At 39.9% G+C, this 24,698-nt stretch carries 23 protein-coding genes; 17 read left to right on the top strand and 6 right to left on the bottom strand.

Annotation, left to right across the window (positions count from 1 at the left end):
• Nucleotides 1–7: 7 nt before the first annotated feature.
• Genes pilV through PS1M3_RS11505 form a run of 5 tightly spaced genes read left to right on the top strand, consistent with a single transcriptional unit; the run spans nucleotide 8 to nucleotide 5,681 of the window.
• Nucleotides 8–568, top strand: a complete 561-nt coding sequence (pilV, locus tag PS1M3_RS11525; RefSeq protein WP_203984362.1) for a type IV pilus modification protein PilV — start codon at nucleotides 8–10, stop codon at nucleotides 566–568.
• 1 nt (nucleotide 569) lies between these two features.
• The gene (locus PS1M3_RS11520; protein WP_138562931.1) at nucleotides 570–1,565 is read left to right on the top strand and encodes a PilW family protein; all 996 of its coding nucleotides are present in this window, start codon (nucleotides 570–572) and stop codon (nucleotides 1,563–1,565) included.
• On the top strand, nucleotides 1,553–2,044 hold the full coding sequence (locus tag PS1M3_RS11515) for a pilus assembly protein PilX (protein WP_138562933.1): 492 nt from the start codon (nucleotides 1,553–1,555) through the stop codon (nucleotides 2,042–2,044). The genes PS1M3_RS11520 and PS1M3_RS11515 overlap by 13 nt, the downstream gene beginning before the upstream one ends.
• Before the next feature lies 1 nt (nucleotide 2,045).
• A complete protein-coding gene (locus PS1M3_RS11510) occupies nucleotides 2,046–5,255 on the top strand; it encodes a pilus assembly protein (protein WP_203984360.1) in 3,210 nt (1,069 codons plus the stop codon).
• Nucleotides 5,256–5,264: 9 nt separating this feature from the next.
• On the top strand, nucleotides 5,265–5,681 hold the full coding sequence (locus PS1M3_RS11505; protein WP_203984358.1) for a type IV pilin protein: 417 nt from the start codon (nucleotides 5,265–5,267) through the stop codon (nucleotides 5,679–5,681).
• Nucleotides 5,682–5,683: 2 nt separating this feature from the next.
• Here PS1M3_RS11505 and PS1M3_RS11500 read toward each other — a convergent pair whose 3' ends face one another.
• Both PS1M3_RS11500 and PS1M3_RS11495 read right to left on the bottom strand, forming a co-directional pair.
• Entirely contained in the window at nucleotides 5,684–6,211 is a 528-nt protein-coding gene (locus PS1M3_RS11500; protein ID WP_008132543.1) for a GspH/FimT family pseudopilin, read from the bottom strand.
• Between the two features lie 78 nt (nucleotides 6,212–6,289).
• Nucleotides 6,290–6,841, bottom strand: a complete 552-nt coding sequence (locus tag PS1M3_RS11495; protein ID WP_203984356.1) for a GspH/FimT family pseudopilin — start codon at nucleotides 6,839–6,841, stop codon at nucleotides 6,290–6,292.
• 159 nt (nucleotides 6,842–7,000) lie between these two features.
• Here PS1M3_RS11495 and glnB point away from each other — a divergent pair, with 159 nt between their 5' ends.
• The gene (glnB, locus tag PS1M3_RS11490; RefSeq protein ID WP_006792790.1) at nucleotides 7,001–7,339 is read left to right on the top strand and encodes a nitrogen regulatory protein P-II; all 339 of its coding nucleotides are present in this window, start codon (nucleotides 7,001–7,003) and stop codon (nucleotides 7,337–7,339) included.
• Nucleotides 7,340–7,395: 56 nt separating this feature from the next.
• Here glnB and PS1M3_RS11485 read toward each other — a convergent pair whose 3' ends face one another.
• Complete coding sequence (locus PS1M3_RS11485) at nucleotides 7,396–8,160, bottom strand: outer membrane protein assembly factor BamD (protein ID WP_006792791.1); 765 nt, start codon at nucleotides 8,158–8,160, stop codon at nucleotides 7,396–7,398.
• Between the two features lie 141 nt (nucleotides 8,161–8,301).
• Here PS1M3_RS11485 and rluD point away from each other — a divergent pair, with 141 nt between their 5' ends.
• From rluD to clpB, 3 genes are all read left to right on the top strand, one after another.
• Nucleotides 8,302–9,279: a 23S rRNA pseudouridine(1911/1915/1917) synthase RluD gene (rluD, locus tag PS1M3_RS11480; protein WP_008132540.1), complete on the top strand. Its 978-nt coding sequence runs from the start codon at nucleotides 8,302–8,304 to the stop codon at nucleotides 9,277–9,279.
• Nucleotides 9,279–10,010, top strand: a complete 732-nt coding sequence (pgeF, locus tag PS1M3_RS11475; RefSeq protein ID WP_010555939.1) for a peptidoglycan editing factor PgeF — start codon at nucleotides 9,279–9,281, stop codon at nucleotides 10,008–10,010. Before rluD ends, pgeF begins: the two co-directional genes overlap by 1 nt.
• A 97-nt stretch (nucleotides 10,011–10,107) precedes the next feature.
• Nucleotides 10,108–12,684, top strand: a complete 2,577-nt coding sequence (clpB, locus tag PS1M3_RS11470) for an ATP-dependent chaperone ClpB (protein WP_006792794.1) — start codon at nucleotides 10,108–10,110, stop codon at nucleotides 12,682–12,684.
• Between the two features lie 64 nt (nucleotides 12,685–12,748).
• On the opposite strand, the gene PS1M3_RS11465 is transcribed toward clpB, so the two are convergent.
• Nucleotides 12,749–14,296 (bottom strand): PAS domain-containing methyl-accepting chemotaxis protein, encoded by a 1,548-nt coding sequence (locus tag PS1M3_RS11465; protein ID WP_203987313.1) that lies wholly within the window; start codon nucleotides 14,294–14,296, stop codon nucleotides 12,749–12,751.
• 441 nt (nucleotides 14,297–14,737) lie between these two features.
• On the opposite strand from PS1M3_RS11465, the gene gshA reads away from it, so the two are divergent.
• Both gshA and PS1M3_RS11455 read left to right on the top strand, forming a co-directional pair.
• The gene (gshA, locus tag PS1M3_RS11460) at nucleotides 14,738–16,315 is read left to right on the top strand and encodes a glutamate--cysteine ligase (protein ID WP_203984354.1); all 1,578 of its coding nucleotides are present in this window, start codon (nucleotides 14,738–14,740) and stop codon (nucleotides 16,313–16,315) included.
• Between the two features lie 135 nt (nucleotides 16,316–16,450).
• A complete protein-coding gene (locus tag PS1M3_RS11455; protein WP_039036803.1) occupies nucleotides 16,451–17,065 on the top strand; it encodes a transglycosylase SLT domain-containing protein in 615 nt (204 codons plus the stop codon).
• Nucleotides 17,066–17,108: 43 nt separating this feature from the next.
• Here PS1M3_RS11455 and PS1M3_RS11450 read toward each other — a convergent pair whose 3' ends face one another.
• Nucleotides 17,109–18,380: an HlyC/CorC family transporter gene (locus PS1M3_RS11450; protein ID WP_008132535.1), complete on the bottom strand. Its 1,272-nt coding sequence runs from the start codon at nucleotides 18,378–18,380 to the stop codon at nucleotides 17,109–17,111.
• A 61-nt stretch (nucleotides 18,381–18,441) separates the two neighbouring features.
• Entirely contained in the window at nucleotides 18,442–19,248 is an 807-nt protein-coding gene (locus tag PS1M3_RS11445) for an inner membrane protein YpjD (RefSeq protein WP_006792799.1), read from the bottom strand.
• A gap of 249 nt (nucleotides 19,249–19,497) precedes the next feature.
• On the opposite strand from PS1M3_RS11445, the gene ffh reads away from it, so the two are divergent.
• The 6 genes from ffh (at nucleotide 19,498) to tyrA (ending at nucleotide 24,681) form a co-directional block, all read left to right on the top strand.
• Nucleotides 19,498–20,877 (top strand): signal recognition particle protein, encoded by a 1,380-nt coding sequence (gene ffh / locus PS1M3_RS11440; RefSeq protein WP_203984352.1) that lies wholly within the window; start codon nucleotides 19,498–19,500, stop codon nucleotides 20,875–20,877.
• A gap of 260 nt (nucleotides 20,878–21,137) precedes the next feature.
• On the top strand, nucleotides 21,138–21,386 hold the full coding sequence (gene rpsP, locus PS1M3_RS11435) for a 30S ribosomal protein S16 (RefSeq protein ID WP_006792801.1): 249 nt from the start codon (nucleotides 21,138–21,140) through the stop codon (nucleotides 21,384–21,386).
• A gap of 17 nt (nucleotides 21,387–21,403) precedes the next feature.
• Entirely contained in the window at nucleotides 21,404–21,940 is a 537-nt protein-coding gene (gene rimM, locus PS1M3_RS11430) for a ribosome maturation factor RimM (protein WP_006792802.1), read from the top strand.
• On the top strand, nucleotides 21,940–22,707 hold the full coding sequence (gene trmD / locus PS1M3_RS11425) for a tRNA (guanosine(37)-N1)-methyltransferase TrmD (RefSeq protein ID WP_203984344.1): 768 nt from the start codon (nucleotides 21,940–21,942) through the stop codon (nucleotides 22,705–22,707). The genes rimM and trmD overlap by 1 nt, the downstream gene beginning before the upstream one ends.
• 33 nt (nucleotides 22,708–22,740) lie before the next feature.
• Nucleotides 22,741–23,100 carry a 50S ribosomal protein L19 gene (rplS, locus tag PS1M3_RS11420; protein ID WP_008132530.1) on the top strand — a complete coding sequence of 120 codons (360 nt, stop codon included), beginning with the start codon at nucleotides 22,741–22,743 and terminating at the stop codon, nucleotides 23,098–23,100.
• A gap of 447 nt (nucleotides 23,101–23,547) precedes the next feature.
• Nucleotides 23,548–24,681 (top strand): bifunctional chorismate mutase/prephenate dehydrogenase, encoded by a 1,134-nt coding sequence (gene tyrA, locus PS1M3_RS11415; RefSeq protein WP_203984336.1) that lies wholly within the window; start codon nucleotides 23,548–23,550, stop codon nucleotides 24,679–24,681.
• The last annotated feature ends 17 nt before the right edge of the window (nucleotides 24,682–24,698 follow it).

Below are 24,698 nucleotides of genomic sequence, written 5' to 3'. Positions count from 1 at the left end.
TTTTGGTATGCAATCGTCTCAAACAAAATTGCAAAAAGGTTTTACCCTTATTGAGGTCCTGATTGCGTTTATTATTCTTAGCTTTGGTTTATTGGGGGCTGTAGCCCTGCAAGCAAAAGCAAAACAAGCAAGCTTTGATTCAATGCAACGTGCTGCTGCTGTGGCATTAGGTAACGATATTATTCAACGTATACGTGTTAATGATACCTCAGCGCTTGTAACTCAGTATAAAGGCAACTTTACGAGTGAAACAACTTTAAATTCATCCAATACTTGCTTTACAGATTCGTGTAGCAGTGCGCAAATCGCTGTATTAGACATAGAGCAATGGAAGCGTGCCATTCGTGCTCGTGAAAATACAGGGTCTCTTGATGATGCAATCGTGTGTGTTAATCCCGAAGCGGTAGCAGGCTCTGGCGGTAAAGCGTTTAACATTGAAGTAATTGTATCATGGCAGGGTAGGCAAGAATTCACTGCAAATGAAAATACAGCAAATATTGATTGCGGAACAGCTGATAAAAAACGCCGTGTAGTAGTACTTACCAGCTATGTTTATGTTAGGAGCTAAAATGAGGCAAGCAGGTTTTACACTCATTGAAATGATGATCTCTTTGTTCATCGGCGGGCTAATTTTAGGTGGCGTCATGTTTACTTATATTGGTATGAAAACAACCACCAAAAGCACCATGGCAATAGGTGAACTGCAAGAGTCAGGGCGTTTAGCGATTAATATTATGCAACGCGATATAGAACAAGTAGGCTTTTGGGGCACATTTTATGGCAATTCATTTACTGCAATAAACACCTCATCATTAGCAAGTCCAACAGGTGATTGCTTTGAAGGTCTCAACAATGGCAGTTTTCCTGATTTAACCAGCAGTAGTAACTTTAAAACCCTTTATGCAAAAACAGCGGCAAGTCCAAGTGAACTTAATTGTGTTAATAACCCTGTATCGGGCACTGATATTTTACAAATTAAGTTTGTGCAAGGGCACCAATTAGATGTAACTAACGCGGTTAACGAAACAGCTAATAATGATTATTATTTTGTGGCCGAACAAGAACTTGCTCGTTTTGTCAAAGATCAGGTTGATGCCAACACACTTAATGTCAATGCCACTGTGTGGCCTTACAGCCACCATGTTTATTATATTAGCGAACAAACTTATACCGTAAATAATAAAAAACTAACAGTGCCCGCATTGATGCGAAAACGCCTAACTGGCAACGGTATGACCACCGAAACAATCATGGAAGGGGTTGAAAATATGCGTTTTATTTTTGGTCTCGATACTAATGGTAATGGCAAGGTCGATTCGTATCGCAGCATAAACAAAATGACTGCAGCTGAGTGGGGCAATCAACAAGGTATTTTAACCGTGCAGCTATTTTTATTAGTAAGAACATTGCAACCCGATCCAAGCATAAATAGCAAAAAGCAAATATATACACTCGGTGAAGATGAAAACGCGCGTAAGCTTGAAGTTACTGATAACTATAGGCGTACTGTATTTACTACCACTATTCGTTTAAATAATGTAGGGGCAAATTTATGGCGTATGTAACACACACACCTACACAGCATAAGCAAAAGGGAGTAGTGCTTATTACTGCTCTAATTATGGTAATAGCAGTAACCGGTATTGCCGTTACATTAATGAGTAGCAGTACCATCGACATTAAAATTACCAATGCAGCACAAGAGCGGGAAGTGGCAGAAAACATGCTAGTCGGCGAGGTTCAACGAGTGATAGCACAAGAGGCTAATAAAGGCGGCGCTAGCCAGTTTTTCTTAACTAAGAACGAGATCCCTGAGCAATGGAAAACGATAGCTACTCATGATGGTATGCAAAGTGCCATGACCAATTTAAATAAGGGAGTAATGGAGCTTAACTGCCCGCGTAGATACAACCCTACAGAGGGGGTCGTTTGCAACATGATGGAAGTCACCACTACTATTGAATATGGCTCTAAGAGCAAGCACCAGCTAACAGTTGTAACGGGTATAGCGCAAGAAATGGCCGATAAAGGTAAGGGGATTTAACATGAAACTAGCAGCAAGTATTATATTTACTTATTTTATGTGCCTTTTTTTTACAGCGCCGAGCAAAGCTGAAGACATAGAGCTGTATGTAAATAAAGATGTCAATGTAGATGAAAAACCTCGGGTATTGTTTATTTTTGATACGTCAGGAAGTATGGATGAGGAAGTTACATCAGCAGGCACAAGCGAGCGTTGTTTTATAAAAAGGAGGGGGTTTCTTTGGTTTCCTCCTTATTATGAACAACTACCAAGCTGTTATGAAAGTAAAGATAGCTACAACGAATATAATGAACAATGTTATATAAATATTGGTAACAGAAACTATCAACCAAGTTGTGTTGATGAAGTTGAAAGTGGAACAAGGCTTGAGGTTGCAAAAAGAGCTGTAAAAGGTTTAATAAAGGACAATAATGATATTGACTTTGGTTTAATGCGTTTTAATTATAACGCAGGTAACGAACCTGGTGGTGGTTATGTGCTTGCTAGAGTTGGCACAGACGAAGATACGTTGGTTGATAGAATTAATGAATTACCTGCTTATGGCTCAACGCCCTTAACAGAAACATTATGGGAAGCGTATTTATACATTTCAGGGCAAAACCTTAAGTTTGCAAAAAATGTTGATGATAGAGACACAAGTGCAGAAAATAGCCAAAAGTATGAGTCGCCTTTTAGAAAAAACAACGAAAATTCGCTGCGCTGTGATAACTCCATCAATATTATTTTAATGACCGACGGCGAACCTCAGAATGATGATGAAGCAGATAATAGTATAAAGAGTACTTATAATAACGTTTTTAAAAGTAATACGGGATCTTTTGGGAGTTATAGTAGTTATTTAGTAGCGCTAGCCAAAATTTTACATGGCAACGATAATACTGATGTTGATTTATATCCTCAAACTACTGAAACTATTGATACTGCCAGGTTATTTACTATTGGCTTTGGTGGAGGGATGGATGAAGATGCACTTGAACTATTGGAGGAGGCAGCTAAAGTTGGCGGTGGCGATTATTTTGAAGCAGATACAGCCGCTACTCTTACCTCCGCACTTAAAAATACCATTACCTTAATACGAGAAGAAAACAGCACTTTTACATCGCCTTCTTTTGCAAGTAACAATGTCGATCAGACCCGTAGTAAGGATGCGGTCTATCTCGCCATGTTTTATCCTGAAGTGGGCACTCGGTGGCGCGGTAATTTAAAAAAAATAAAAGTGATGGGAAATAAACTTATAGATTCAACATCAACGCTTGCATTAAATAGTGACGGATTAATTAAAAAAGATGCTAAAACATTTTGGACGAAGGGCAATTTAGCTGACGGCAACTCCGTTGAAAGCGGTGGAGTAAATGCGATGCTGACAAGTTTAGATCCGGGTAAGCGTAAATTAATTTCAGATATTGGGGTATTTAATATATCTAACCTTGTGAAAGTTTATGGTGACAAAGAAAAAGCTGCTGGTGTTTTTAATGTTTCTGAAAGCGTTTTTGATTCAACAATAAACTGGGCACGTGGTGTTGATGTTGATAATGAGAATAGTACAAGCACCCAGCGAGCTGATATTTTTGGCGACCCTTTACATTCAAAACCTGTGGCGATTGATTATGGCAATAATGATGTTCGTATACTTGTCGGTACAAACGCAGGCTTTTTACACATGTTTAAAGATGATGATAGTAAGAATGAAGTAACTGAAAGCTGGGCATTCATACCTTCAGCGTTATTTAATATTATTAAGCCGCTTAGAGCCAAGGAGGCCGGAAAAAAATATGGCATGGATGGCCCTATTAGCGTGTACTCTAAAAATGAAAGTTTAGATGAAGATGGTATTAATGATGGCATTGTTAATGCTGGTCAAGGTGATACTGTATGGGCGTTTGCAGGCATGCGACGTGGCGGTAGAAATTATTATGGGTTAGATATTACTAAGCCTGACTCACCTTCTTTAATGTGGAGTATTAAAGGCGGGGTAGATTCAGGTTTTGAAGAGCTTGGTCAGTCTTGGTCGAAACCACAAGTTGCGTTTATAAAAGCCTTTGGTGATAAGCCCGTTTTGATTTTTGGTGGAGGCTACGACACCATTAAAGATAAAGACAAAGGGAATAAACGCGATGCAGACTCAATGGGTCGAGATGTGTTTATTGTTGATGCTAAAACCGGTAAAAAGCTTTGGTCATTACGCAGTAACAATAGCTTTACTGGTAAACACAGTATTGCCGCAGACGTTACATTACTTGACTCTAATTACGATGGCTATATTGATAGAATTTACGCAGCAGATACTGGTGGCGACATTTGGCGTGTTGATATGCCAAGTAGTCAAACAAATGAATTTAGTCACTTTAAACTTGCATCGCTTGCTGATGGTAAAGACAGGCGCTTTTTTTATAAACCAGCCATAGCGCGAACTATATTTAGTAAAGTGACTCAAAAAGAGGGTGTTACTTCACGTGTTGAAACTCCTTACGACGCCATCGTTATTGGCAGTGGTAATCGCACTAACCCTATAAACTCAACCACAGCCGATGAGCTTTTTATGATAAGAGATGAAAATACGCTCACAAAATCATTTAAAAGTAACGCTCCTGAAACTATTTTATTTACAGATTTAATGTCGATGAATGAAGATAAGTTTGGTAATGCATTAAGTAATGTTAGTGAGTTTATAAATCTAGAAGTTGAACTGACAAATACATTTAAAGGCTGGCATTATACGTTATCGCCCGGCGAAAAATCGCTTGCTGCGGCAACCGTGGTAGGAGGCGTTGCGTATTTTACTTCATTTAGTCCTGCATCGGATACTGGACTAAACCAATGTTCGTTAACCGGTGGCGGTGGCTCTTTATATGCATTTCATTTGCATTACGGCACTAAAGTATATGATGAGTTAAAATTTGCCACCAGTTATGAAGTCCCTGATACGCCGCAACTTTATTTTGGTGCCTCCTGTGTTGACGGTAATTCAGACGGTAAATGCGACGATGACACAACGGTTGACGTACAAAGCCAATTTTATTTAATTGGCCCAGGCATAAAAGGGGAAAATGCTCAAAACCCAATGAAGCCGGTGGAGATCACAGGTCCTGGTTTAAATGTGGTTGATGGTAAAGTACAGCTTGTGAACCCTGATAACGCATTAGGCTTTGGATTTAGAACGCAACAGACGTATATCTATAAGCGTGAAGAAAACGATGAAGTTGGAAACTAAGGACTAAAAATGAATAAGCAACGTGGATTTACCTTGATTGAGCTGATGATAGCGGTGGCTATTGTTGGCATTATAGCGGCTGTGGCAGTGCCCAATTACACTGAATATGTAAAGCGGGCATCAAGAGCAGAAGCCGCTTCTGCGCTTTTAGATGCCGCAAACAAGCAAGAGCAATACTTTGTGGATAACCGAGCATATTCAACTTCGTTTAGCGACTTAGGTATTCAAAGTAAAACTGAAAACGGTCATTTTGAGCTAACAATTAACGTGGTTAATAGCAATGAATTTACAATCACTGCGAAACCCATTGCTGGTGCTGTGAAAGGGGATGCTGACTGCACGTCATTAACTATTAATGACGTTGGCTTAAAAGGAGCAACGGGTAGTAAAGGCGATACCGACATCAACTATTGCTGGGGCCGTTGAGTTTAATTTTTTTGACACTTATCGGTTGATTTAATTCTTATTCTGCCAGTTTGACTCACTGATAAAGCCAACCCTTCGAGGTTGGCTTTTTCATTTGGGCAGTAAATAAACGTCCCATTTTGAAAACCGTTTAATGAGCCATCAGGGCGAAACGTAATTGCAGTGCGAGGGTATTCAAGCGCATCAGCCTCATTTATTCTTTCAAAGGTACTAAGTAACAATTCATCGTCATCTAATGTTGTTGATTTATCTAGATCGATAAACAAAGACATTTGACCATCCCATTCATCTTTTGAGCATTCGCCTTCGTTTAACGAGCAAAGAGTAACGTAAGTACTATTTTCAATTGCGTAAAGTCGACCATAATTGATAGTTCGATGCAGAAGATTAACGTGGTTCTCTAGCCGGTTTTTTGCTAGAAAATCTGGGTAGTACCACATAGAGATTTGACTGATAATGCTTACAACAGCGAGTGTAAGCATTAGTTCAAGAAGCGTGATCCCTTTACATTTCGATATTGATAACCTCATCCCTGAAGTCCTAAATTAATTATCTTTTAATTTAGTTTAGTAAATGAATAAAATATGACAAGCTAAATTGGTTGTTTTTTAACCGCAAGTTTTTGCACTATCACCTAAATAAAACGCCGTACCAGATTGTGATACGCTGAGTGCTTTATTGTTATCTGTGCCGTTATTAGGACAAAAAATAAACTCTCCTGGGTTTGTTGTAATTCGGCCACTGGTATTAAACCGTAGCCGCCTTGAGTTACCTGTAAATTTAACTTTATCTTCCAGGCTAATTTTTTCCATAACGCGTAATAATGAGTCGGTGGATTTGTTGTAGTGGCCACTGTTATCAGAGTCGATAAAAACAATAATAATTTTATTTATATCCCATTGGTCTTGGCATTGCATATTGTCGTTTTGATTTTTTACTTCACCATGCTCCGCTGCACATATTACAACTATTTCATCGGTACTTGCAGCTTGAGAACGCGCGTAGCTAATGTTTCTTTTCAGCTCAAGTAAAAAGTTTTCAGCACGGTTTTCTTCTAACATGTCGCTACTATTCCAAAAAGCGATAGACGCTATAATGCCAACAATTGCGACGGTTACCATTAATTCTAAAAGTGTGAATCCTGATTGTTTAATTTTCATAACGATCTCATTTACAGCTAATTTTTGTATTGCGATTCTTATATGGCCAAAATTATATCATGGCTGATTAATTTATCACCGTAATTCAATTGCTTTGTTTGCTATGAACCTTATGATTGTCTAAAATCGTGGCATCTAAGGCTTTAAAAAGTAATTAATATGAAAAAAATAGAAGCAATTATAAAACCGTTTAAACTTGATGATGTACGCGAGGCGCTGTCAGAGGTGGGCATTAACGGCATGACCGTGAGTGAAGTAAAAGGTTTTGGTCGTCAAAAAGGGCACACTGAGCTTTATCGTGGTGCTGAATATATGGTTGATTTTCTACCAAAAGTGAAGCTTGATATAGTACTTGCTGACGAAAGTGTTGATCGCGCGATTGAAGTTATTGTTAAAACTGCACAAACCGGAAAAATTGGTGATGGTAAAATATTTGTCACTGAGGTTGAGCGTGTAGTTCGTATTCGTACTGCTGAGGAAGATGAAGACGCAATCTAATTTAAGCTTAAATAGCTTAGTCAGTAAAAAGGCGCTTTAAAGCGCCTTTTTTGTATTTACTGTGTTCTTTTATTCAGCGCTTGTGCTTTTTTAGCGTTTTGACTTAATTCGGTTAAACCTAATTTTTCATAGCTTTTTTGCATCATATCAAGGGCTGCATTTAAATAACTACTTTGAGAGTAGTGTTCAACTACAAATTTACCACGGTTAGCAGCTGCTAAGTACGCTTCGCGCTCATAGTAGTATGTAGCTACTTTTAGCTCGTATCGTGCCATACGGTTTAATAACCATACTAAACGACGTTTTGCTTCTGGTGCGTAACCGCTTTGTGGAAATCGTTTTACAAGTGTTGATAAATCAGTAAAAGCAACGCGGGTTCTGTTCGCATCCCTGTCTGCTCTATCAATACCAAAGTATTCTTGGAACGCGTTTTTGTCTGCTTTAATATTTACCAAACCACGCATGTAATACATGTAATCTAGATCTTTATGATTTGGATTCAAACGAATAAAACGGTCAATGGTTGCTAATGCTTGTTCAGTGTTACCCGACTGGTAATGAGCATACACTAAATCCATTTGCACTTGTTTTGAAAATGGCCCAAATGGGTAGCGCGAATCAATCGCTGATAAAAGCTCAATTGCACGGGCATATAAACCTGAATCTAGTGTTTCTTTTGCATCTTCGTATAAAGCTTGTGCTGATCTATTTGGTACACGTTGAATGTCTTCTTGGTCAGGTGCTGACGAACAGGCACCTAAACTAAGTACCGAAACTGAAAAAACGATGGCAAATGCACGTTTCCCTATTTTATTTATCATTTTATTTGTTACCTTCGATGTCTTCGGCTAGGCCAAGTCGGTAAAACCGAGTAAACTATACGTATTATATTATGCTTTTATTAAAAGCGATTCTAACCCAGTCGAGCAAAGCTTGCACTGGTAAATTGGGTAAAGTTACGAATGACAGAGCAAATTTCTCTTCAAGCCGAGGTTCCAACCGACTTAGGTGGTAAACGTCTAGACCAAGTATTAGCGCAATTGTTCCCTGATTATTCACGTTCACGTATAAAAACTTGGATTTTGGATGATAAAATCACCGTTGATGGCGAAATATTAAACACACCGCGTACAAAACTGTTAGGCGGTGAAGTGTTAAATGTTGAGACAATCATTGAAGCACCGCGTGAATACCTTGCACAAAATATCGACTTAAACATTGTTTATGAAGATGACCATATTTTAGTTATTAATAAACCTATGGGATTAGTGGTTCATCCTGGTGCTGGTAACCCAGATGGCACAGTGCTTAATGCATTATTACACCATTACCCTGACATTATTAATGTGCCACGAGCAGGTATTGTGCACCGCTTAGATAAAGATACAACAGGTTTAATGGTTGTTGCTAAAACAATTCAAGCGCAAACACATCTTGTTAAGGCACTACAAAAGCGTGAAAACTTCACTCGTGAATACGAAGCGCTTTGTAACGGCACTATGACAGCGGGTGGTATGGTCGAAAAACCAATTGGTCGCCATGCAACACAGCGTACTCATATGGCTGTGCATGAAATGGGTAAGCCTGCTATTACTCATTACCGCGTTGCTGAAAAATTTCGTGCGCATACGCGTTTGCGCTTGCGTTTAGAAACAGGCCGTACTCACCAAATTCGTGTACACATGGCTTATTTGAACCACCCATTAATTGGTGACCAGTCATACAACGGTCGTCCGCGTCCACCAAAGGGTGCAACACCGCAATTGTTTGAACTGCTTAGAAGTTTTAAACGTCAAGCGTTACATGCGGTAAAACTAAGTATTGCGCATCCAATTACGGGTGAAATGATGACGTGGCAAGCACCTATCCCAGATGATATGGTAGAAATGACGTTAGCACTTCGTGAAGATACTCAGGCTAACCCAGATATCGATAGATAATGCAGTTGCTATCAGCAACATGGCAAAGCCTTCACAATGTGAGTACCCTCAGCACCACACGTGAAGGCGGCGTATCAAAGGCACCCTATAACAGTTTAAATTTGGGGCTTCATGTTAATGATAGCCAAGCTAACGTTTTAAAAAATCGCTCAGTATTAAATAACTTCCTTCCAAATCCAGCTATCTGGCTAAATCAAATTCACAGCGCAGATGTAATTACAGTTGATCAGCAGTTTGATTTTAATAAATTACATAATGCCGATGCACTCTATACGCGCCTAGTTGATCAACCTTTGGCTATAATGACTGCCGATTGCCTACCTATATTGCTTGCAAGTAATGATGGGACTGAGGTAGCAGCTATTCACGGCGGCTGGCGAGGGCTAAAGCAAGGTATTATTCAAAATGCACTTAAATGCTTTAACGCTAAACCAGAAAATATATATGCTTGGCTTGGTCCGGCAATAGGGCCGGATCAATTTGAGGTTGGTGTAGAGGTTTTTGAAGCATTTAATAATCAATCGCCTTTATTCTCAGATGCATTCAAGCCGCACCTTAATAACAAGTATTATGCTGATATATACGGTATAGCGCGTACTTTATTATCGCAGTTAGGGGTAATAACTATTGCTGGTGGTGAGTACTGTACAGTTTCTCAATCACATTTATTTTTCTCTTATAGAAGAGATGGGCAAACAGGGCGAATGGCTAGTTTGATCTGGCGCAAGTAATTAATCATTTAGCGAATATATTTTCTTTCGTACCTTGAACAAATCGTGCAACATACCCATTTATTAATCAATTAGATTTTTTAATAGGTAACCCCTCATGCGTTTAGATAGATTTACAAGTAAATTTCAATCTGCGCTTTCTGATGCGCAATCACTTGCCCTTGGCCGCGATCATCAATTTATTGAACCCGTTCACCTAATGTATGCACTCCTTCAACAGAGTGGTTCAAGCGTTCGTGCCTTGTTTGCTCAAACAGGTGTAAGTGCAGACGAGCTTAATACAAAGTTATCCCAAGAAATAGAAAAGCTATTCAAAGTTGAAGGCGTTGGGGGCGATGTACAGTTATCTAATAATATGGCTACGCTTATAAATTTATGTGATAAGTACGCTCAAAAGCGCAAAGATAAATTTATTTCTAGTGAGTTATTTGTTCTTGCTGCGTGCGATGACAAAGGCCCGCTTGGGGATATTTTGAGATCGCTTAATATCACTGCAACAAAAATAGAAAGCGCCATAAAAGCAATCCGTGGGGGTCAAAAAGTTGATGATCCGAATGCGGAAGAAACGCGCCAAGCTTTAGAAAAATATACGATTGATTTAACCGAGCGTGCAGAGCAAGGCAAGCTTGACCCCGTTATAGGTCGAGACGACGAAATACGCCGTACTATCCAGGTATTACAGCGCAGAACTAAAAACAACCCGGTACTTATTGGCGAGCCTGGGGTGGGTAAAACCGCCATAGCAGAAGGCTTAGCGCAGCGTATTATTAATGGTGAAGTACCAGAGGGATTAAAAAATAAACGTGTATTGTCACTTGATTTAGGAGCCTTGGTTGCTGGTGCTAAATTTAGAGGTGAATTTGAAGAGCGTTTAAAATCGGTTTTAAACGAGTTGGCTAAAGAAGAAGGCCAAGTCATCTTATTTATTGATGAAATTCATACCATTGTAGGTGCAGGTAAAAGCGATGGCGCAATGGATGCAGGCAATATGCTTAAGCCAGCGCTCGCACGTGGCGAGCTGCATTGTGTAGGGGCAACCACACTAGACGAATACCGTAAATACATAGAAAAAGATGCAGCCCTTGAGCGCCGTTTTCAAAAAGTATTAATCGAAGAGCCTTCAGTTGAAGACACTATTGCAATATTGCGTGGTTTAAAAGAACGTTATGAACTGCACCACTCAGTTGAAATCACCGACCCTGCAATTGTTGCTGCCGCGCAGTTATCGCATCGCTATATTAGCGACCGCCAGCTTCCCGATAAAGCAATAGATTTAATTGATGAAGCAGGTTCTTCTATTCGTTTGCAAATCGATTCGAAGCCTGAATCATTGGACAAGCTTGAGCGCCGCATTATTCAGTTAAAACTTGAAGATAATGCTCTCGCTAAAGAAAAAGATGAGGCGAGTCAAAAACGCCGCAGTGAAATGCAAGAACTTATAACCGATCTTGACGGCCAATACCGCGAACTCGATGAAATTTGGAATGCAGAAAAAGCATCACTGCAAGGTACGCAAGTAATTAAAGCTGAGCTTGAGCAAGCTCGGCTCGACTTAGACGTTGCTCGCAGAGCAAGTGATTTACAGCGCATGTCTGAGTTGCAATATGGTCGTATACCCGAACTTGAACGCAAATTAGACTTAGCGTCACAAGCCGAAATGCAAGACATGACGCTGCTTAAAAACCAAGTAGGCGAAGATGAAATTGCAGAGATACTCTCTCGTTGGACAGGTATTCCAGTGTCACGCATGTTGCAAGGTGAACGTGAAAAACTACTGCAAATGGAAGATAGATTGCACAGTAAAGTAATAGGGCAAGACGAGGCAGTTGTTGCGGTGTCTAACGCTATTCGTCGCTCCCGAGCTGGGCTTGCTGATCCAAACCGACCGATTGGCTCATTTTTGTTTTTAGGGCCAACAGGCGTAGGTAAAACAGAGCTTACTAAAGCCCTTGCTGGGTTTATGTTTGACACAGAAGATGCCATGGTGCGCATTGATATGTCTGAGTTTATGGAAAAACATTCTGTTGCCCGTTTAGTAGGTGCGCCTCCTGGGTACGTAGGGTATGAAGAAGGGGGCTACTTAACAGAAGCTGTTCGCCGTAAGCCATATTCGGTCATATTGCTTGATGAAATAGAAAAAGCACACCCTGACGTGTTTAATATTTTATTACAAGTACTTGATGATGGTAGGTTAACCGACGGACAAGGGCGTACTGTTGATTTTAAAAATACCGTAATCATCATGACCTCAAATTTAGGTTCAGATATTATTCAAGAGCAGGCGGGTAATAATGATTACGCAACACTAAAATCAAAAGTAATGGATGTATTGATCAGTGAATTCAGACCTGAGTTTATAAACCGCATTGACGAAACCGTGGTATTTCATCCGCTAGCGAATCAGCACATTAAAGAGATTGCTGATATTCAGTTAATGAAGTTACGTGAACGTTTAACTGAGATGGGGTACTTACTAGAAATTAGCGATGCGGCGCTCGATACTATTGCTGCAAGTGGGTTTGATCCTGTATACGGCGCACGTCCATTAAAGCGGGCCATTCAACAAACAATTGAAAATCCGTTGGCGCAAAAGTTACTTAATGGTGATTATATTCCGGGATGTGTCATTGTTATTGATGCTGGCAGTGATGGGTTAGTATTTACTAGCCGGTAAATAATTATAAAAACCGCTTAGTTGCCTTTCTCCTAAAACTAAGCGGTTTTTTAACCTATAATGTTTATACTTTAAAAGTTAATAGCAAGTCATTTACTTTTCGTGAGCCTTCAACCAGTTCTGCTGCACCTTTAGCTACTTCAAAGCTTAAACTCAAATTGTTATCGCCAAAGGCTTTAATATCAGTCACATTGTTGCTGATATCGTTACTCACCATTTGTTGCTCTTCTGCTGCAGACGATATTTGAATGGCTAAATGCGATATTTCACTAATTTGAGAAAAGATACCTTCTAGCTCCACTTGCGTTTTTTCTGTGGTACTAACGCAATTATCGGCTTGTTCTTTTGTGTCTTGCATCACTTTTGACCAGCTAAATAAAGTATCTTGTATTTCTTTTATTGAGCTGTGAATTTGTGTTGTAGCACTTTGTGTACGAGACGATAAAGTTCTTACTTCATCGGCAACGACAGCAAACCCTCTGCCATGCTCACCCGCTCTAGCTGCTTCTATTGCTGCGTTAAGTGCAAGTAGGTTTGTTTGATCTGCAATGCCTTCTATTTCACTCATTACCTGACCAATCTTATCAGCTTCTGAGGCCAAGCTACTTGCGGTGGTTGCTGCATGTTCAACTTGCACTGCTAGTTCAGAAATCATATTACTATTATCAGCAATGTGTATTTTGATTTCAGAGCAACTGCTATGCGTTGCGTTTACTTTATCTGCCGTTTCAGCAGTGTTTACTGAAATTTCGCCAATGGTCGATCCCATTTGAGTCATCGCAGATGCAATCTGTTCCAAGCGCTCACCCTGAGAAGCAATTCCTTGCTCTGTAAGTGTTGATTGTTTGTCTAAATTAGTCGCAATACTATTAAAATTAAGAGTTGAATCTTTCATTCGCCCAAGTACAGTACGCAACTTGGCATTTAGCAGTTGTTCTTTGAAGTCACTAACGCTGTGGGCTGTGGTACCGCTGTATATATAGCGAGAAACAGAGTCCGATTTAGCTTTATGCTCGCGCAATATTTTAGGGGTTGCAACAAGCTCATCGTAATTTAGGGCGATTACTAATATACAAACAATAACATTAAGTAAAGCAATGGCTATTGGAGCAAATACTAAAGAGCTTACTAACCAAAGTAACACACACGCTATGGTGATACTCTGCCTAACTCCAGTTTGTTCGCGAATACTGAACAATGATTTATTAGCATTAAGGGTGTTGTATAAGCTTTGCGCTTTATTTTTGAGTGCTTGACTCGGTTTTGTTCTTACTGATTGGTAGCCAACCAGCTGGCCATGTTCAAAAATTGGCGTAACAAAAGCGTCAACCCAATAGTAACGGCCATCTTTACAGCGATTTTTTACCATGCCGCGCCAAGAGTGACCTTGTTTTAATGTTTCCCACATTTCTTTGAACGCTGCTTTAGGCATATCTGGGTGGCGAACTATATTATGGTTTTTGCCAACAAGCTCTTGTATTGAGTAACCAGCAACTGTACAAAATTCTGTATTAGCGTAGGTAATAACACCGCGTAAATCGGTTGTTGAAACAAGCTCTTGTGACTCATCAAAATGAACTTCTTCATTAATTAATGTTTTATTACTGTGCATTGCATTCACTATCATCCTTTTTAATTAACTGAAGTATATTCAGTTATTTACACAAAGCAAAATTAAAGCTCGATTATGTTTATATTGACGATGAATTGAATGCTTTATTGATCTATATCAAGATTTCTGTGGTTAATAACGTCAGCGAAATAAAATTGAATTCTTTAATCGAAATAACAGGTCCCCTATCCGCATTGGTTTAATGCTTCATTGCATACCGTGTTATTAGTAAATACCTTCGTAAAGCAATTGTATAAAGTAAATAGCAATGGCAAGATTACAACATAATTTTACGAAGATAGTTAAATCAAGCGTATGCTCAAATTAGGGATTTTAAGACTAATTGAAAAAACTAAATGGTTCTTAACAATTTAATCTTGAGTAATCGGTAATTAGCCCCCATAACCGTATGATTAAGCCACGTGGCCCGAGGAAATATTTTTGACAACACAAGATCTAACAAATGCGCTTAACGCGTTATCGACTGGTGAACACCAAAACGCAATTAAAGGCATTAAACGTGGCATTGAACGAGAGTCGCTAAGAATACAAAGCAACGGTGCTATATCTCCTACAGGTCATCCTAAAGGGGTAGGGAGTGCACTAACCAATGGCCATATAACGACTGACTTTTCTGAATCTTTACTTGAATTTATTACACCGGTTAGCGAGTCATCAACGCAAACATTAAAGCAACTGCGCGATCTTCAAAAGTTCACGCTTGAAAATATGGGTGACGAACTGCTTTGGCCTATCAGTATGCCGTGCTTCATCAACCACCAAGACGATATCGTACTTGCTCAGTTTGGTAGCTCGAATATAGGCAAAATGAAGACGCTTTACCGTGAAGGGCTAAAAAATCGATACGGCAGTATGATGCAGGCTATTGCTGGCGTGCATTTTAATATCTCTTTTCCAGAGTCACTTTGGAAGTCTCTGCATTCGTTAAAGCAAAGTAATACGAGCTTGCAGGATTTTATATCTGATGGTTATTTATCGCTGATAAGAAACTTCAAACGCGAGCTGTGGCTTATTAGTTATATGTTTGGCGCATCGCCTGCCCTGTGTAACTCATTTTTGCAAGGTCGTAAAACAGATTTACCGTTTAAAAAGTTAGGTAAAGGTACCTTGTACTTAGAGGTCGGCACTGCACTGCGTTTAGGTAACTTAGGTTACACAAACAGCGCACAATCGTCCTTGCGTGTCATGTATAACTCGCTTGATGAATATGTTGCTGGTTTGAAAAAGGCCATCAATACGCCATCAGATATATACAGCGACATTGACGACTACACTAGCGAACAGCCAAAACAGTTAAATAAAAATATTCTGCAAATAGAAAATGAATTTTATTCGCCAATTCGCCCTAAACGTAATGCGAACAGTGGTGAGACGCCAACAGATGCACTATTGAGAGCGGGTATAGAATATGTTGAAATTCGTGCATTAGACGTAAACCCATTTAGTGAAGTGGGTATCGATATAGAGCAAATTCACTTTTTAGATGTATTTTTAACGTATTGCTTATTAAAAGATTCACCAAACATGGATTGGAAAGAACAGGCTCGCAGTACAGAAAATTTAGATGCGGTTGTAAATCAGGGGAGAGAGCAAGGGTTGATGCTCAACGATAATAATACTCCGCGTAGCCTGCAATCTTGGGGGAATCAAATATTTGCTCAATTGACTGATGTTGCAAAGTGGATGGATAAAGCTTACGGCGTAAGTTATTACTCTGAAACAATTGAGCGAATGAGCACGTGGGTTAATGATCCTTCGCTTACTTACTCTGGGCGATATGTAGCAAAACTAAAAGAGTCAGGTTTAGACAATGGTCACTTTGCCTTAGACTTAGCAAACCAGTATAAGCAAAGCCACATAGAAACAGATTACAGTGAGTTTTTAAAGCCGTGGCTCGAGCAGCAAGTTGAGCAGTCAAATGAAGCGCAGCGTAATATAGAAAATGCAGATGCGCAGTCGTTTACAGCGTTTTTAGATGAGTATTTTCATAAAAACTGATAGCCAACATACACGCAAAAAAAACGCAGCCTAATATGGCTGCGTAAATAATATTCAGGGATGAAACAATGCTATACAGCTGCATTAATTATCACGACCAACACTTTTTATAAAAGTTCAGTGAGAACACAAAAAATGAACAAAAAAGCACTTATTTTATCTCTCACTCTCGCTTTTACCCTTGCCGGGTGTGCTACAGCACCACCTAAACAGCCAAATGATCTTTGTAAAATTTTTGAAGAAAAGCCTGACTGGTATTTTGATGCAAAAGACGCGCAAGACAAGTGGGGCTCTCCTAAACATGTACTCATGAGCATGATGTATCAAGAAAGTTCGTTTAAGCACGATGCAGCTCCGCCTATGGAATATTTTTTATGGATTATACCAACAGGTAGAGCAAGCTCAGCCTACGGTTATTCACAAGCTAAAACGCCTACTTGGGCTGATTACGTTCGTGAAACAGGTAACAGCGGGGCAGATAGGGATGACTTTGATGATGCAATCGACTTTATGGCGTGGTTTGTTTATAAAACGCATAAAGTAAACGGCATTTCAAAATGGGATGCTTACGCTCAATATCTTAATTATCATGAAGGCTGGGGCGGGTATAAACGTGGCACATATAAGAAGAAAAAATGGTTAATGAGCGTAGCCAACAAAGTAAAAAATAGAGCAAGTCGTTATGGCACGCAATTAAAGCGATGTGAAGATGAGCTTGATAAAGGTTGGTTGGAGCGGTTATTTACTTAATCGGACAACAGCGTAAATAAGGAGCCTTATGGCTCCTTATTTGTTATTGACGAGTACGTTTTTTAGGTTGTATTTTAACCTGTTTAATCATGTTTTCTTTTACTTCGAGTACTTCTAATGGGTATCCCGCAATACGTAAACTGATATTTGCGTCAGGAATATCTTCTAAATATTCAACAATTAAGCCGCTTAATGTTTTAGGGCCATCAAGAGGAAAGTCCCATTCCATTTCTTTATTTAAGTCACGGACGTTTGCGCCACCATCTACAATAAACGAACCATCAGGTTGTGTTGTCACTTCTTCACTTGGCGTACGTGTTTGAGTGGTCGTGAAATCGCCCACCACCTCTTCTAAAATGTCTTCAAGGGTTACTAGGCCTTGAATATCGCCGTATTCATCAACAACTATACCAATTCGCTCTTTTGATTGTTGAAACTTAAATAGTTGTGTATTTAACGATGTGCCTTCGGGGATAAAGTAAATTTCGCGAACTGCACGCAATAGTGAAGGTTTATCAAATTGCTCTTTTGTTAAAAGTCGCAGCGCATCACGTGAGTGAATAAAACCGACTGCATCATCAATATTATCGCGATACAACAAAACACGTGTATGTTGAGCATGTGTTAGCTGGCGGCTAATTACTTTCCAATCGTCGTTTATATCAATCGCCACAATTTCGTTACGTGGAATCATAATATCTTCAACAGTAACTTGTTCTAGATCTAAGATAGAAGTCAGCATGCTTTGGTGACGAGCAGGTAATAAAGCACCTGATTCGTTCACGACTGTTTTTAATTCTTCTTTGCTCATGCTGTGCTCATCGATTTGAGCTGCACTAATACCAAATAAACGTAATATGCCGTTAGTTAGCCAGTTAACAACTACAACAAACGGAAACATGATTTTCAGCAAGCCTTTAAGTATCACTGAGCTTGGAAAGGCTACTTTTTCAGGGTAAAGGGCTGCGAGTGTTTTAGGCGTAACTTCAGCAAATATAAGCACAACCAAGGTAAGTACACCAGTTGCTATTGCGATACCTAAATCACCGTATAGGCGGATACCTATAATAGTGGCAACTTGAGCTGCGGCTATATTTACTAGGTTGTTACCAATTAAAATGAGGCCAATAAGCCTATCGGGACGGCTAAGTAATTTACTGACTCGTTTAGCTGCACGGTGATCTTGCTTTGCAAGATGTCGCAGGCGTATACGATTGATTGACATAATCCCAGTTTCAGAACCAGAAAAATAAGCAGAAAAAAGTACCAATAATCCTAACGTGATAAACAGGGTACTTGTCGATATGTCGTCCAACGATGGATCCTTTTTTTATAAATCAATGCGTATTAAGCTAGAGTGAGCAACTAGAGTCAAGTTAAAACTTGTTTAGTACGACTTCTTGTACAAAACGGCTGCCAAAATAAGCTAATGTGAGGACAAATGCTGCAACCATGATGGTAATTACCACAGGTTTACCACGCCAGCCTTGTTTAATATGGCCAAGGGCGACTACAACAAAAATAGCCCATGCCACCAACGAAAGTATGGTTTTATGAATAAACTCTTTGGCAAACATGCCATCGAGGAATACAAACCCGCACACGAGTGCAATTGTAAGCAGCGCAGTACCAAGATTAAGCAGTTGATAAAGCTGGCGCTCAACAACCATCAACGGAGGTAAATGGCTATGCACAATGGCGAGATCTTTGCGCTTAAGGCGTTTATCTATAAAGTAAAATTGCACGCCGTATAAGGTTGCAATAATTAAGATGCAGTAAGCGAGTAGGGAAAGTGATATATGGGCAACCAAACCAAGCTCAACATCTATACTTTGCAGCAATATATGATGGGGTATAAATAAGCTTGCAACAGATAAAAGCGCTGCAAAGCCATACACTACGGGCAATAATAAAGTGGCTGGAAATTTTAAGGAGACAGCTGTTACAGACACAACAATAACCCAACAGGTTAGCAGTGCGACATTTACAATGCTCAGATCTTGACCGTCAGAACGAAACACCGAGTTCACCAATAACAACATATGCGCCAATATAGCGACGGTACTCAAGATAACAGTTACTTTTTGGTTTGGGCCTTGTTTATGAAAAAGCCGTGAAAGCACGTGTGACGTTGCTAGCACATAAAATAAACTGGTGATAATAGTTAAACTGATGATCAGCATTTTGCTTGGGCCACTTAATTTGAGTCAAAAAATCCTTGCAAGTACAAACGTATTGTATTTTATAGCAACGCAAATGAATAGACCTTAAAAAAGAAACTTAATTCACTGCACTTGAACACTGTATTGTCCACCACTATTTACGGTATACTGTTTTTAATTCAAATTTAATAATATCAATGTCATTAGTCGAGCTGGTAGCTAAATCGGCTGAGTAATTAAATTGGTATAACGTTTTATCGGAACCGATACATGTTTGAGAATCTCCAAGAACGATTAGGTAAAACCTTAAAAAATATCAGTGGCCGTGGCCGCCTAACAGAAGACAACATTAAAGATACTCTTCGCGAAGTGCGCATGGCCTTTTTGGAAGCCGATGTGGCTTTGCCTGTTGTTCGCGATTTTGTAAAGCAAGTTAAAGAACGTGCAGTGGGTGTTGAGGTAACTAAAAGCTTAACGCCTGGACAAGTGTTTGTAAAAATTGTGCGTGAAGAGCTTGAAAAAGCGATGGGCGAAGCAAACGAAGAGCTGAGCTTAAACGCACAACCGCCAGCAGTTGTTATGATGGCTGGTTTGCAAGGTGCCGGTAAAACGACCAGTGTTGGTAAACTTGCTAAGTTTTTAAAAGAGCGCAAGAAAAAATCAGTGCTTGTTGTTAGTGCCGATGTTTATCGTCCTGCAGCAATAAAACAGCTTGAAACGTTAGCCACAGAAGTTGATGTAGATTTCTTTCCAAGTGATATTTCACAAAAGCCAGTTGATATTGCTACTGCGGCTATTACACACGCTAAAAAGAAATTTATTGATGTTGTATTAGTTGATACAGCGGGTCGCTTACATGTGGATAGCGACATGATGGATGAAATTAAAGATCTTCATTCAGCTATCAACCCGATTGAAACATTATTTGTTGTTGATGCTATGACGGGTCAAGATGCGGCAAATACTGCAAAAGCATTTGATGAAGCTCTGCCACTTACTGGTGTGATATTAACTAAAACAGATGGTGACGCCCGAGGCGGTGCTGCTTTATCTATTCGTCATATTACAGATAAACCCATTAAGTTTATGGGTGTGGGTGAACGTACAGACGCACTTGAACCTTTCCACCCTGACCGAATTGCATCGCGAATTTTAGGCATGGGTGATGTACTTTCATTAATCGAAGAAGTCGAAATGAAAGTCGATAAAGAGCAAGCTGCCAAAGTTGCCGAAAAAGTATTTAAAGGCGCAGGCTTTACGCTAGATGACTTTGCTGACCAGTTAAAGCAAATGAAAAATATGGGCGGCATGATGTCGATGCTTGATAAACTTCCTGGTATGTCTAATTTACCTGACGCGGTAAAAGGTCAGATGGGTGATAAAACCTTCATTCAAATGGAGGCTATCATCAGCTCTATGACAAAACAGGAGCGAGCTCGTCCAGAAATCATTAAAGGGTCGCGTAAAAAACGTATTGCAGCAGGTTCTGGTACACAGGTACAAGACATCAATAAGTTGCTTAAACAATTTACGCAGATGCAAAAAATGATGAAAAAAATGAAAGGCAAAGGCGGGATGCAAAAAATGATGCGCGGTATGAAAGGCATGTTGCCACCGGGCATGATGGGCGGCGGCGGTCCAAAATTTTAGATTTTTAGTAAGCGTTGCACTTTAATTAATCACAACGTATACAAAAAAGGAGCAAATTGCTCCTTTTTTGTTGAATAATTTATGCACTCTGTACTGCATTAACTCTAATTTTTAGCCTAGATCACGGTTTAACCTACTAAACTGGCTTTTTGCTTCACTTCTTACTTGCGTTATTGCTAAAAACTCGTACAATTCACCGGCTCCCCATACTGGGGAGTAAATCTTATTAATGAAAACAGTCAATCTATTTAGAGGACGGTATGGTAACTATTCGTTTGCAACGTGGTGGCGCTAAAAAACGCCCTTTCTATCAAATTGTGGTTGCGGATAGCCGTTTCTCGCGTGACGGTCGCTTCATCGAGAAAGTTGGTTTCTTTAACCCAATCGCTTCGGGTCAGGAAGAAAAACTTCGCTTAGATTTATCTCGTGTAGATCACTGGGTAGGTCAAGGCGCAGGTCTTTCAGATCGTGTAGCTAAATTAGTTAAAGACGCTCGTAAAGCGGCTTAATAGGCGTAAGTGTAACCATGAGTCAAGAGAACACCTCATCAATAATTGTCGTAGGAAAGCTCGGCGCCCCTTATGGTATAAAGGGCTGGCTTAAGGTACATTCATTTACTGATGATCCCGCAGGGATCTTCGATTTCAGCCCGTGGTTGATAGGGCAACAAGGTAAATGGCAGTCCTTAGAAGTGGTCGACTGGCGTCGCCACAACAAAGGCTTTATCGCTAAATTTGCGCAAGTAAACGATCGAGACGAAGCAATGGCTTATACCCATGCAGAAATCTCAATGGATGCAACGCAATTACCAGAACTACCGCAAGGTGAGTTCTATTGGCGAGATCTCATTGGCATGTCGGTTGTAACTGATAAAGGTTATAACTTAGGCACTGTTGATGACTTGATGGAGACAGGGTCAAATGATGTACTGGTTGTGAAAGCAAACAGTAAAGATGCATTTGGTCAATCGGAGCGTTTAATACCTTTTTTAACTGATTCAGTTATCAAAGATGTTAAATACGACGTAAAAGAAATTACAGTAGACTGGGATCCTGGGTTTTAATGACTCAAACTAGTTCATTGTGGGTTGGGGTGATAAGCCTTTTCCCGGACATGTTTGACGCAATTACCCAACAAGGGGTTACTGGTCGCGCAGTAAAAAATGGATTAATTGATTTTAACTGCTGGAATCCACGTGACTATGCTTTAGATAAGCACAGAACTGTAGATGATCGTCCTTACGGGGGCGGACCCGGTATGTTAATGATGGTTAAACCATTGGAAAAAGCTATTCTTGACGCTAAAAAAGCGGCAGGTGATGGTGCTAAAGTAATTTATATGTCCCCACAAGGGCGCAAACTTGATCAGCAAGGGGCTAGCGAACTCGCTAACTCTGATAAACTGATTTTGATTGCCGGTCGATATGAAGGTATAGATGAGAGAATAATAGAGTCATACGTTGACGAAGAATGGTCAATTGGTGATTTTATTTTGAGTGGTGGTGAACTACCTGCCATGACATTAATTGACGCAGTAGCGCGATTGGTGCCAGGCGTGTTAGGTCATAACCAATCAGCAGAGCAAGATTCATTTTCGGATGGCTTGCTAGATTGCCCTCACTACACACGACCAGAAACATTGGACGACAAACAAGTTCCTGCTGTATTACTCAGTGGTAATCACCAAGCAATAGCAAGGTGGCGGCTTAAGCAGTCATTAGGCAGAACTTGGATACGACGTCCTGACTTGTTGCATAACCTAGCTCTGACTGAGGAGCAAGCGGTATTACTCGCAGAATTTCAGCAAGAGTACCAAAAAGCTTGTGGCTAGAAGACAGTTACACCTAGGAAAGTGAGAAACATAATGGCAAAAGTAAACCAAAATATTATTAAAGCGCTTGAAGAAGAGCAGCTTAAAACAGACGTACCTGCATTTGGCCCTGGTGATACAGTGGTTGTACAGGTAAAAGTAAAAGAAGGTGCTAAAGAGCGTCTACAGGCCTTTGAAGGTGTTGTAATCGCTAAGCGTAATCGTGGTCTTCACTCAGCATTCACAGTTCGTAAAATCTCGAACGGTGAAGGTGTTGAGCGTGTATTCCAAACGCACAGCCCTCTTATCGATAGCGTAACAGTTAAGCGTCGCGGTGCAGTTCGCCGTGCTAAGCTTTACTACTTACGTGAGCGTTCTGGTAAATCTGCACGTATTAGAGAAAAACTTAACTAATACGCGCTGTTTATCAACGCAAAAAACGGGTTGCAGTCTTCGGATTGCAACCCGTTTTCGTTTTTAAGCGGTCTAGGTTTTTTATTGTAATGTTGAGTGGCGCAGGCAATATTACATATTTGAAATAAATTGACTTAAAACACGTTTCTCTTTTTATTTACTGCAGCTTAGGTTTAAAACTTTTTTATTGTTTTTACGCAATGGGTTTATCGATATTTAGCTCACTACAAAAAAACTAAAGACTCATTGATCATTCCCTTCAAAAGCTTTTGAAATGTTGCCCATAATCTGACTGATAACATAAATTCACCGTTGGTTTTAACCTTGCTATATGCGATCAGCCCTTTTAACGTCTAACGTATCCTGTTAGTATTTATCGTATTGATTAGTTTACTTTTATGTAAATATAAATTTACGAAATATGATTTTTTCAAGGTGGGATTGGACGTGGCAAATATAAGTGATTTGGCCCAACTAAGACAAGGCATAGATGAATGCGATACGCAGCTTGTTGCCTTATTAGCTAAACGCAATGGTATTACCCAAAAAATTGGTGAAATCAAACAGCAAACAGGTGCGCCTTTACATGCACCAGAGCGTGAAGCTGAATTACTAGCGGCTAGGCGCCAAGAAGCAATTAATCAAAATGTAAGTCCTGATCTAGTTGAAGATATTCTCAGACGGATGATGCGTGAAGCATATCAAAACCAACAGGCTAAGTTAGCGTGTGCAGCGCCATCACTTTCACCTATTGTTATTGTGGGCGGTCAAGGGGCGATGGGGCAGTTATTTGCCCAACAATTTATTCGCTCAGGTTATGACGTCAAAATATTGGACAAAGAGCAGCAAGATGATGCCCAAAGCATTTTAACCGGTGCAAAACTGGTAATGATCAGTGTACCTATTAATGCTTTAGAGTCTGTAGTTGCTAAACTACCAAAACTAGATGATGACTGTTTACTCGTTGATATAACCTCGGTAAAGCAATCGCCAATTAAAGCATTAAAAGCAGCTCATAGTGGTCCAGTTGTTGGTTTACACCCTATGTTTGGGCCTGATATTTCACATTGGGTAAAACAAACGGTAGTTGTATGTGAGGGCAGAGAGCATAAGGCGGCAAAAGGGCTATTAGAGCAGTTACAAGTGTGGGGGTGTCAGCTTGTAGAGCTAGATGCTAAAAAACACGATGAAGCCATGCAAATAATTCAGGTAATGCGACATTTAACAACGTTTGTTTATGGGCAGTTTTTAGCAAAGCAAAGCCATACTTTAGCAGAGTTACGAAGTTGCTCGTCGCCGATATATCAATTAGAGCTAATGATGGTAGGGCGTTTGTTTGCGCAATCGCCTGAGCTTTATTCCGATATAATGTTGGCTCAGTTTGATGACGTTGAAAGTTTGTTAGCTCAATACCAAGATACCTTTGCACAAACGCTTGAAAAGCTTAGGGTAGGTGATAAAGCAGCCTTAATGGAGGCATTTGCAGATGCTAAATCATATTTTTCAGACTCAACTGCGCATTTTTTAACACAAAGCCGCAGTTTACTTAATAAAGCGAATGACGCTAAGGTGCTCGACTAGTTTTACATCAAATAAAT

Source organism: Pseudoalteromonas sp. PS1M3 (genome assembly GCF_016865405.1).
GTDB lineage: Bacteria > Pseudomonadota > Gammaproteobacteria > Enterobacterales > Alteromonadaceae > Pseudoalteromonas > Pseudoalteromonas marina.
The sequence above is the reverse complement of the archived record's forward strand: the minus strand, read 5'-3'. Positions and strand labels throughout refer to the sequence as shown.

Coding starts and splice junctions, on each gene's coding strand:
- pilV (WP_203984362.1), top strand. CDS start 8: ATGCAATCGTCTCAAACAAAATTGCAAAAAGGTTTTACCCTTATTGAG.
- PS1M3_RS11520 (WP_138562931.1), top strand. CDS start 570: ATGAGGCAAGCAGGTTTTACACTCATTGAAATGATGATCTCTTTGTTC.
- PS1M3_RS11515 (WP_138562933.1), top strand. CDS start 1,553: ATGGCGTATGTAACACACACACCTACACAGCATAAGCAAAAGGGAGTA.
- PS1M3_RS11510 (WP_203984360.1), top strand. CDS start 2,046: ATGAAACTAGCAGCAAGTATTATATTTACTTATTTTATGTGCCTTTTT.
- PS1M3_RS11505 (WP_203984358.1), top strand. CDS start 5,265: ATGAATAAGCAACGTGGATTTACCTTGATTGAGCTGATGATAGCGGTG.
- PS1M3_RS11500 (WP_008132543.1), bottom strand. CDS start 6,211: ATGAGGTTATCAATATCGAAATGTAAAGGGATCACGCTTCTTGAACTA.
- PS1M3_RS11495 (WP_203984356.1), bottom strand. CDS start 6,841: ATGAAAATTAAACAATCAGGATTCACACTTTTAGAATTAATGGTAACC.
- glnB (WP_006792790.1), top strand. CDS start 7,001: ATGAAAAAAATAGAAGCAATTATAAAACCGTTTAAACTTGATGATGTA.
- PS1M3_RS11485 (WP_006792791.1), bottom strand. CDS start 8,160: ATGATAAATAAAATAGGGAAACGTGCATTTGCCATCGTTTTTTCAGTT.
- rluD (WP_008132540.1), top strand. CDS start 8,302: ATGACAGAGCAAATTTCTCTTCAAGCCGAGGTTCCAACCGACTTAGGT.
- pgeF (WP_010555939.1), top strand. CDS start 9,279: ATGCAGTTGCTATCAGCAACATGGCAAAGCCTTCACAATGTGAGTACC.
- clpB (WP_006792794.1), top strand. CDS start 10,108: ATGCGTTTAGATAGATTTACAAGTAAATTTCAATCTGCGCTTTCTGAT.
- PS1M3_RS11465 (WP_203987313.1), bottom strand. CDS start 14,296: ATGCACAGTAATAAAACATTAATTAATGAAGAAGTTCATTTTGATGAG.
- PS1M3_RS11455 (WP_039036803.1), top strand. CDS start 16,451: ATGAACAAAAAAGCACTTATTTTATCTCTCACTCTCGCTTTTACCCTT.
- PS1M3_RS11445 (WP_006792799.1), bottom strand. CDS start 19,248: ATGCTGATCATCAGTTTAACTATTATCACCAGTTTATTTTATGTGCTA.
- ffh (WP_203984352.1), top strand. CDS start 19,498: ATGTTTGAGAATCTCCAAGAACGATTAGGTAAAACCTTAAAAAATATC.
- rpsP (WP_006792801.1), top strand. CDS start 21,138: ATGGTAACTATTCGTTTGCAACGTGGTGGCGCTAAAAAACGCCCTTTC.
- rimM (WP_006792802.1), top strand. CDS start 21,404: ATGAGTCAAGAGAACACCTCATCAATAATTGTCGTAGGAAAGCTCGGC.
- trmD (WP_203984344.1), top strand. CDS start 21,940: ATGACTCAAACTAGTTCATTGTGGGTTGGGGTGATAAGCCTTTTCCCG.
- rplS (WP_008132530.1), top strand. CDS start 22,741: ATGGCAAAAGTAAACCAAAATATTATTAAAGCGCTTGAAGAAGAGCAG.